Origin of the sequence: Streptomyces sp. NPDC002490 (assembly GCF_040296045.1) — a bacterium.
In the GTDB taxonomy this organism is placed as follows: Bacteria; Actinomycetota; Actinomycetes; order Streptomycetales; family Streptomycetaceae; genus Streptomyces.
Genome location: NZ_JBEOWM010000100.1, coordinates 1 through 8,480 on the forward strand (window position 1 = coordinate 1; position 8,480 = coordinate 8,480).

General features: G+C 73.2%; 8 protein-coding genes. 6 read left to right on the plus strand and 2 right to left on the minus strand.

Annotation, left to right across the window (positions count from 1 at the left end):
- Positions 1-36 precede the first annotated feature (36 nt).
- Positions 37-591: an ATP-binding protein gene (locus tag ABT092_RS30455; protein WP_351249672.1), complete on the plus strand. Its 555-nt coding sequence runs from the start codon at positions 37-39 to the stop codon at positions 589-591.
- An 82-nt stretch (positions 592-673) separates the two neighbouring features.
- Here ABT092_RS30455 and ABT092_RS30460 read toward each other — a convergent pair whose 3' ends face one another.
- Positions 674-2,161 (minus strand): peptide MFS transporter, encoded by a 1,488-nt coding sequence (locus ABT092_RS30460; RefSeq protein WP_351249674.1) that lies wholly within the window; start codon positions 2,159-2,161, stop codon positions 674-676.
- Between the two features lie 500 nt (positions 2,162-2,661).
- Between ABT092_RS30460 and ABT092_RS30465 the strand changes: the two genes are divergently transcribed.
- Both ABT092_RS30465 and ABT092_RS30470 read left to right on the plus strand, forming a co-directional pair.
- Complete coding sequence (locus tag ABT092_RS30465; RefSeq protein WP_351249676.1) at positions 2,662-3,339, plus strand: response regulator transcription factor; 678 nt, start codon at positions 2,662-2,664, stop codon at positions 3,337-3,339.
- A 25-nt stretch (positions 3,340-3,364) separates the two neighbouring features.
- Positions 3,365-4,639, plus strand: coding sequence for a sensor histidine kinase (locus ABT092_RS30470; protein WP_351249678.1), 1,275 nt, complete (start codon positions 3,365-3,367; stop codon positions 4,637-4,639).
- A gap of 6 nt (positions 4,640-4,645) precedes the next feature.
- Here the strand turns inward: ABT092_RS30470 and ABT092_RS30475 are convergent, their stop codons facing one another.
- The gene (locus ABT092_RS30475; RefSeq protein ID WP_351249680.1) at positions 4,646-5,245 is read right to left on the minus strand and encodes a GtrA family protein; all 600 of its coding nucleotides are present in this window, start codon (positions 5,243-5,245) and stop codon (positions 4,646-4,648) included.
- A 163-nt stretch (positions 5,246-5,408) separates the two neighbouring features.
- On the opposite strand from ABT092_RS30475, the gene ABT092_RS30480 reads away from it, so the two are divergent.
- The 3 genes from ABT092_RS30480 to ABT092_RS30490 are packed head-to-tail and all read left to right on the plus strand — an operon-like array spanning position 5,409 to position 8,367.
- Entirely contained in the window at positions 5,409-6,566 is a 1,158-nt protein-coding gene (locus tag ABT092_RS30480; protein ID WP_351249682.1) for a 5-(carboxyamino)imidazole ribonucleotide synthase, read from the plus strand.
- The gene (purE, locus tag ABT092_RS30485) at positions 6,563-7,132 is read left to right on the plus strand and encodes a 5-(carboxyamino)imidazole ribonucleotide mutase (RefSeq protein WP_351249684.1); all 570 of its coding nucleotides are present in this window, start codon (positions 6,563-6,565) and stop codon (positions 7,130-7,132) included. Before ABT092_RS30480 ends, purE begins: the two co-directional genes overlap by 4 nt.
- On the plus strand, positions 7,129-8,367 hold the full coding sequence (locus tag ABT092_RS30490) for a dipeptidase (protein WP_351249686.1): 1,239 nt from the start codon (positions 7,129-7,131) through the stop codon (positions 8,365-8,367). The genes purE and ABT092_RS30490 overlap by 4 nt, the downstream gene beginning before the upstream one ends.
- Positions 8,368-8,480 lie beyond the last annotated feature (113 nt).

An 8,480-nucleotide genomic window follows, 5' to 3' on the forward strand; every position in this document is an offset into this window, starting at 1 on the left:
TGTCCTCTTCCCATCATGCGGTGTTGTTACCCGGTTTTGCCCACCACCCCCCCCCCCCCGCGGGGCCACCGCGCCCCGCACCGGCGCCACGCCGGCGCCGCCGGGCCCGGGGCCGCCCCGGCCCCGCCGTCCGGCACCGCCCCCGGCAGCGGCGCGCCCGCCGCGCCGCCCGACGCCGGGCCACCGCCCGCGCGGCGGATCGTGCTGCGCGACGCGCCCGGGGTCGTTCCGCTCGCCCGGGACTTCGCCCGGCAGGCCCTGTACGACTGGGGTTGGCTGCCCGCCGCCGGCGCCGACCGCCGGGCCGCCGCCGAGGACGTGCTGCTGGTGGTCTCGGAGCTGGTCACCAACGCGTGCCTGCACGCCGAGGGGCCCGAGGAGATGACGATCGGCCACGCCGGCAAGGCGCTGCGCGTCGAGGTCACCGACCGGGGCGCCGGCTCGCCCGCGCCCCGTACCCCGCACCGGGCCGGACGCCCCGGCGGCCACGGCATGTTCATCGTCCAACGCCTCTGCCTGGACTGGGGCGTGGTCCGGGTGCCCGGCGTCCCCGGCAAGACCGTGTGGGCGGAACTGGCCGCCCCCGCCTGAGGGTCCGCGCCCGAAACGCCGGTGCGCGCCGGATCGGAACACCTGGTTCCCGACCCGACGCGCCCCCGGGCGCGCAGCGGAGCTACCGCACGCCGCCCAGCAGGGTCTTGACCTGCCTGCGGTACAGGAAGAAGCCGATGCCGGCGAGGATCGCGAGCATCGCCTCCAGGGCGACGACCCCGGACTTGTTGAGGTCGACCCCGGCGATGGACAGCAGGCCGGTGGTGCAGTCGCCCGCGGTGACCGCCAGGAACCAGACGCCCATCATCTGGGAGCCGTACTTCTCCGGCGCCATCTTCGTGGTCACCGACAGGCCCACCGGCGACAGGCACAGCTCGCCCAGGGTCTGTGCGAAGTAGATCGCGACCATCCACCACACCGCGACCTTCGTCCCGTCGCCCGACATCGTCAGCGGGATCAGGAAGACCAGGAACGAGGCGCCGATCAGCAGCAGCGCGGACGAGAACTTGACGACCGTGCTCGGCTCCTTGCCCCGCCGGTTCAGCGCGAGCCACAGCCATGCGAGGACCGGGGCCAGCGCCATCACCAGCACCGGGTTGATCGACTGGAACCAGGAGACCGGGAAGTCGAAGCCGAGGACCACCGTGTTGGTGGACTCGCTCGCGAACAGCGCCAGCGTCGAGCCGCCCTGGTCGTAGATCATCCAGAACACCGCGGCGGCGGCGAAGAACCAGATGAAGCCGGTCATCCGGGACTGCTCGGCGTCGCTGAGGTCCTTGTCCCGCTTGATCCGGGTCAGCACCAGGATCGGGATGATCAGACCGGCGAGGGTGATCGGGACCAGCGCCCAGTTCAGGGTGTACAGGCCGGCGCCGCCGACGACGCCGTAGAACACCACCGCGACGGCGAGGAAGATCAGGCCCTTGCGCAGCGTGGAGCGGCGCTCGACGGCGGTCAGCGGGGTCGGCACCACGCTGGAGCGCTCGCTCAGGTGACGGGTGCCCAGCAGGAACTGGACCAGGCCCAGCGCCATGCCCAGCGCGGCGAGCGCGAAGCCCAGGTGCCAGTTGACGCTCTCGCCCAGGGTGCCGATGATCAGCGGCGCGGCGAAGGCACCGAGGTTGATGCCCATGTAGAAGATGGTGAAGCCGCCGTCCCGACGCGGGTCGTCCGGACCCGCGTACAGGTGGCCGACCATCGTCGAGATGTTGGCCTTCAGCAGCCCGGAGCCGACCGCCACCAGCGCGAGGCCCGCGAAGAACGGGGCCTGTCCGGGCAGGGCCAGGGTGAGGTGCCCGGCCATGATCACCGAGGCGGCGACGGCGACGGTCTTGCGGGGACCCCAGACGCGGTCGCCGAACCAGCCGCCGGGCATGGCGAGGAGGTACACCATCGCCAGGTAGATCGAGTAGATCGCGGTGGCCGTGGTCGCACTGAGGTGCAGACCGCCGGGCGCGACCAGGTAGAGCGGGAGCAGGGCCCTCATGCCGTAGAAGCTGAAGCGCTCCCACATCTCGGTCATGAACAGGGTGGCCAGGCCGCGGGGGTGGCCGAAGAAGGTCTTCTCGCCGGAGAGTCCGGGCGAGTCCTTCGTCAGGCTGGACGCCATGGGTCGATCCTCGTTGTTCGGGACGCGCGGCGTGGTGCGTGAGCGCGCCCGGTGGGGGGTTGGCCGGCACCGGCGTCGCACCGCCCGCCCTTACGCCCGAGGGGGGACCCGTGCCGGCGCGGGGACGCACGGCGCCGGGGGGCGGCGGACACCGGGATCCACGCCCCGCGCACGTTCGTCGCGGCGGGGCCCGGCCACAGGTCATTCCTTTCGAGGCCGACGGTCGTCGACCCGCACGACGAAGGACCCCGGGCGCGCCGGAGCGGCCACGGGGTCCTCGTCAGTGCTACAGGCGTTCTCTCACCATACGACACGACATGCGGGAGATTGGAAGCCTATGCTCCGCCCTGAGAGATGGAACACAGGTCCGGCTACCCTGTCGACAGTGAATCAAAGGTCCGCGCCGCGATTCCCTCAGCGTGCCACGGACGGGAAATCGCCGGGGTGCGGGCACCCCGATCGCCTCCCGGGGCGGGCCCCGGCCGGACTACCATCGGTCCATGACCCGTGTACTGCTCGCCGAGGACGACGCGTCCATCTCGGAGCCGCTGGCCCGCGCACTGCGCCGGGAGGGTTACGAGGTCGAGGTGCGTCAGGACGGCCCGACCGCGCTGGACGCCGGGTTGGAGGGCGGCGTGGACCTCGTCGTCCTGGACCTGGGGCTGCCCGGCATGGACGGGCTGGAGGTCGCCCGTCGGCTGCGGGCCGAGGGCCACACGGTGCCCATCCTGATCCTCACCGCCCGGGCCGACGAGGTCGACACGGTGGTCGGGCTCGACGCCGGTGCCGACGACTACGTCACCAAGCCGTTCCGCCTCGCCGAACTGCTCGCCCGGGTCCGGGCCCTGCTGCGGCGGGGCGCCGCCGAGCCCCAGCAGGCGCCCGCGACGCACGGGGTGCGGATCGACGTCGAGTCGCACCGGGCCTGGATGGGCGAGGAGGAACTCCAGCTCACCGCCAAGGAGTTCGACCTGCTGCGGGTCCTGGTCCGGGACGCGGGCCGGGTGGTCACCCGGGACCAGTTGATGCGGGAGGTCTGGGACACCACCTGGTGGTCGTCCACCAAGACGCTGGACATGCACATCTCCTGGCTGCGCAAGAAGCTCGGCGACGACGCGGCCAACCCCCGGTACATCGCCACGGTGCGCGGCGTCGGCTTCCGCTTCGAGAAGAGCTAGGGCCTCTCGCGGCTACGTTGACCCCATGCGAAGAAGGCTGATCCACTCCACCCTCGCGGTGGTCCTCGTGGTCATCGGGGTGTTCGGCGTCTCCCTGGTCGTGGTGGAGACCCGCACCATCAGCGAGAGCGCCCACGACCGCGTCCGGTCGGAGGCGGTCCAGATCGCGAGCATCGTGGACAGTCGGCTCCTCGGCCAGCAGCGCATCACCCCGGAGGCGCTGCGCGGGCAGGTGAGCTCGGGGCACTACGCCCGGATCGACCTCCCCGGGCGGGGCCGGGTGGAGATCGGGAAGCGGCCCGAGGGCGAGGTGACCCGTGTCGTCACCCACGGTGACCAGGGCGAGAAGGTCACCGTGGAGGAGCCCCGCTCGGAGGTGACCCGGGAGATGGGCCGCACGCTCTCGATCATCGCCGTGGTGGCCCTGCTCGCCATCCTCGCCGCGGTGCTCCTCGCGGTCCGCCAGGCCAACCGGCTGACCTCGCCGTTCACCGACCTCGCGGAGACCGCGGAGCGCCTCGGCTCGGGGGACCCGCGGCCCCGCCACCGCCGCTACGGGGTGCCGGAGCTGGACCGGGTCGCCGACGTGCTGGACCGCAGCGCGGAGCGCATCGCACGGATGCTGACGGCCGAGCGCCGGCTCGCGGCCGACGCCTCGCACCAGTTGCGGACCCCGCTGACCGCGCTGTCGATGCGGCTGGAGGAGATCACCGTCACCGACGACCTCACCACCGCGCGCGAGGAGGCGTCCATCGCGTTGGCCCAGGTGGAACGGTTGACGGATGTCGTGGAGCGGCTGCTCACCAACTCCCGGGACCCGCGCACCGGCTCCGCCGTCTCCTTCGACCTGGACGAGGTGATCACCCAGCAGCTGGCCGAGTGGCGGCCCGCGTACCGGGCGGTGGGCCGGGCGATCGTCAGCTCCGGCAAGCGCCGGCTGCGGGCGGTGGGCACCCCGGGCGCGGTGGCCCAGGTGCTGGCCGCGCTGATCGAGAACTCGCTGGTGCACGGGGAGGGGACCGTCGCGCTGCGCACCCGGGTCACCGGGAACCAGACGGTGATCGAGGTGTCCGACGAGGGTCCCGGGGTGCCGCCGCACCTCGGGTCGCGGATCTTCGAGCGGACCATCAGCGGGCACAACTCCACCGGCATCGGCCTCGCGGTCGCCCGGGACCTGGCCGAGGCGGACGGCGGACGCTTGGAGATGCTCCAGCTCAGGCCGCCGGTGTTCGGGCTGTTCCTGTCCCGCACCCCGGGACCCCAGGTGCCCCGGGGCGGTGGTGACCGCCAGGTCAGATGAGACGGGTCAACGCGTCCGCTGCCCCGACAGGGAGGTGGCGCCGGCGCCCCGCACCCCGTGCGCCTCGCGGGTGCCGGGGACGGGCTGCGGGTGCTGGCGCTCGGTCCGCTGCTCAAGGAATCGTTCCGCCTCGGCGGCCGGGCCGGGCAGGGTCCGGAACACCCAGGTGCGGTACGACCAGAAGCGGAACAGGGTCGCGACCCCGATCCCGAAGAACTTGAAGAAGTTGCTCTGGAGCGGGGTGTCCCAGCCGAAACCGTAGGTGGCCGTGTACAGGATGCCGTTCTCGATGACCAGCCCCACCGCGCTGAACAGCAGGAACAGCCCCATCTCCCGGGTCCGTCCGCTCTTGTCGCGGTCGCGGTAGGTGAAGTAGCGGAACCCCACGTAGTTGAAGGCGATCGCGACCATCGTCGCGATGATGCCGGCCCGCACCACCGGCAGGTCGGACACCGTGCGCACCAGGTTGAAGACCAGGAGGTTGACCACGATGCCGGCGCCGCCGACGGCGCCGAACTTCAGCACCTCCCGCCACAGCTGCCGGACCTGACGCCGCAGCGAGGCCACGGACGTCCCTCGGGCCCCACGAGTACCACCGTTGTCCATGGTGCCGCCCAGTCCCCGCTCGTCGGTCCGGTCCCGATCCGGTCCCGGATCTCGTCAACCCCACCATGCTAACCAGGCCCTCCGCCGCCCGCCCGGGGGCGCTCTGGGCCCGTCCGCCCCCGCCCCCGGACGACCGCCGCCGCGGCGCGGATACCCTGGGGGCGTGACATTCCCGGTAGTCGGCATGGTCGGCGGGGGCCAGCTCGCGCGCATGACCCACGAAGCAGGCATCCCGCTCGGCATCAAGTTCAAGCTCCTCAGCGACACCCCGCAGGATTCCGCGGCCCAGGTCGTCGGCGACGTCGTCATCGGCGACTACCGCGACCTGGACACGCTGCGTGACTTCGCGCGCGGCTGTGACGTGATCACCTTCGACCACGAGCACGTCCCCACCGAGCACCTGCGGGCCCTGGAGGCGGACGGCATCCCCGTGCGCCCCGGGCCGGACGCCCTGGTGCACGCCCAGGACAAGGGGGTGATGCGGGCCCGGCTCACCGAGATCGGCGTGCCCTGCCCGCGGCACCGGATCGTGGCGGACCCAGCGGACGTGGCCGCCTTCGCCGCCGAGGGCGCCACCCCCGGGTCCCCGGACGGCTTCCCCGTCGTCCTCAAGACGGTGCGCGGCGGCTACGACGGCAAGGGCGTGTGGGTGGTCCGCAGCGCCGAGGAGGCGGCGGAGCCGTTCCGCGCCGGGGTGCCGGTGCTCGCGGAGGAGAAGGTCGCCTTCGTCCGGGAGCTGGCCGCGAACGTGGTGCGCTCCCCGCACGGCCAGGCGGTCGCCTACCCGGTGGTGGAGTCCCAGCAGGTCGACGGGGTCTGCGACACCGTCATCGCGCCCGCCCCGGACCTGGACCCGCGCCTCGCGCTGGGCGCCGAGGAGATGGCGCTGCGGATCGCCCGGGAACTCGACGTGGTCGGCCACCTGGCGGTGGAGCTGTTCGAGACCGCCGACGGCCGGATCCTCGTCAACGAGCTGGCCATGCGCCCCCACAACTCCGGGCACTGGACCCAGGACGGCGCGGTCACCTCCCAGTTCGCCAACCACGTGCGCGCGGTGCTGGACCTGCCGCTGGGCGACCCGCGCCCGCGCGCGCCCTGGACCGTGATGTGCAACGTCCTGGGCGGCGACTACCCGGACATGTACTCCGCGTACCTGCACTGCATGGCCCACGACCCGGCCCTGAAGATCCACATGTACGGCAAGGACGTGAAGCCCGGCCGCAAGGTCGGTCACGTCAACACCTACGGCGACGACCTGGCCGACGTGCTGGAACGCGCCCGTCACGCAGCCGGCTACCTCAGAGGAACGATCACGTCATGAGCCCGTCGCCCACCGCCACCCTCAGCCGCCCGGCCGCGTCCCCGCTCGTGGGCATCGTGATGGGCTCCGACTCCGACTGGCCCGTGATGGAGGCCGCCGCCCAGGCCCTCGACGAGTTCGAGGTGCCCTACGAGGTGGGCGTGGTCTCCGCGCACCGCATGCCGCGCGAGATGATCGCGTACGGCGAGCAGGCCGCGGACCGCGGCCTGAAGGTGATCGTCGCCGGGGCGGGCGGCGCCGCGCACCTGCCGGGCATGCTGGCGTCGGTGACGCCGTTGCCCGTGATCGGCGTCCCGGTGCCGCTGAAGTACCTCGACGGGATGGACAGCCTGCTGTCCATCGTCCAGATGCCGGCCGGGGTGCCCGTCGCCACGGTCTCCGTGGGCGGCGCCCGCAACGCCGGGCTGCTCGCGGCCCGCACCCTCGCCGCGCACGACGAGGAACTCCTGGCCCGGATGCGGGAGTTCCAGCAGCACCTGAACGACCAGGCCACCGAGAAGGGCAAGCGGCTGCGGGCCAAGGTCGAGACGGCCGGCGGGGGCTTCGGCTTCGCGGCGGGTTCGTGACCGGCGGTCCGACCACCCGGGAGGGGGCGCGGGCGGAGGTCCGCGCCCTGCTCGCCGACCATCCGGTCGTCGACGGCCACAACGACCTCCCGTGGGCCCTGCGCCAACAGGTCCGCTACGACCTCGCCGCGCGGGACCTGACCGCCGACCAGAGCGCCCACCTGCACACCGACCTGCCCCGACTGCGGGCCGGCGGGGTGGGCGCCCAGTACTGGTCGGTGTACGTGCGCAGCGACCTCGCGGGCGACGAGGCCGTCAGCGCCACCCTCGAACAGATCGACTGCGTACGGCAGTTGCTGGACCGCTACCCCGCCGACCTGGCGCCGGCCGCCTCCGCCGCCGACCTGGAGCGGGCCCGCGGCGAGGGCCGGATCGCCTCGCTGATGGGGGCGGAGGGCGGCCACTCCATCAACGGTTCGCTGGCCACCCTGCGCGCCCTGTACGCCCTGGGCGTGCGCTATCTGACGCTCACCCACAACGACAACGTGCCCTGGGCGGACTCGGCGACGGACGTGCCCGCGGCCGGCGGGCTCAGCCCCTTCGGGCACGAGGTGGTCCGCGAGATGAACCGGCTCGGGATGCTGGTCGACCTCTCGCACACCGCGGCGACCACCATGCGGGACGCACTGGACACCAGCGACGCCCCGGTGATCTTCTCCCACTCCTCGGCCCGGGCGGTCTGCGACCACCCCCGCAACGTCCCCGACGACGTCCTGGAGCGGCTGCCGGCCAACGGGGGCGTGGCGATGGCGACCTTCGTGCCCAAGTTCGTCCTCCCGGCGGCCGTCGAGTGGACCGCGGCGGCCGACGAGAACCTCCGCGCGCACGGCTTCCACCCGCTGGACACCTCGCCGGCCGCGATGCGGGCGCACCGCGCCTTCGAGGCGGAGCGGCCCCGCCCGGTCGCGAGGGTCGCCGACGTCGCCGACCACCTGGACCACATGCGGGAGGTCGCGGGCGTCGACCACCTCGGGCTCGGCGGCGACTACGACGGCACCGCGTTCACCCCGGACGGGCTCGCGGACGTGTCCGGGTACCCCAACCTGCTGGTGGAACTGCGCACCCGCGGCTGGTCCACCGCCGACCTGGCCAAGCTGACCTGGTCCAACGCGGTGCGGGTGCTGGCCGATGCGGAGGCGGTCGCCCGGGAGCTGCGCACCCGCCGTCCCCCGTCCAACGCCACCCGCGAGGCCCTCGACGGGACGCCCGCGGCCGAGCGGCCCCGCACCCCCTGACACCGGGCGGCGGGGGGGGGGGGGCCCCCCCCCCCGGGGGGGGGGGGGCGCGGGGGGGGTGGTTCGCCCGGATGACCAGACCAGCAAAAATAGAAGCCGAGGGGGTGGGAGGT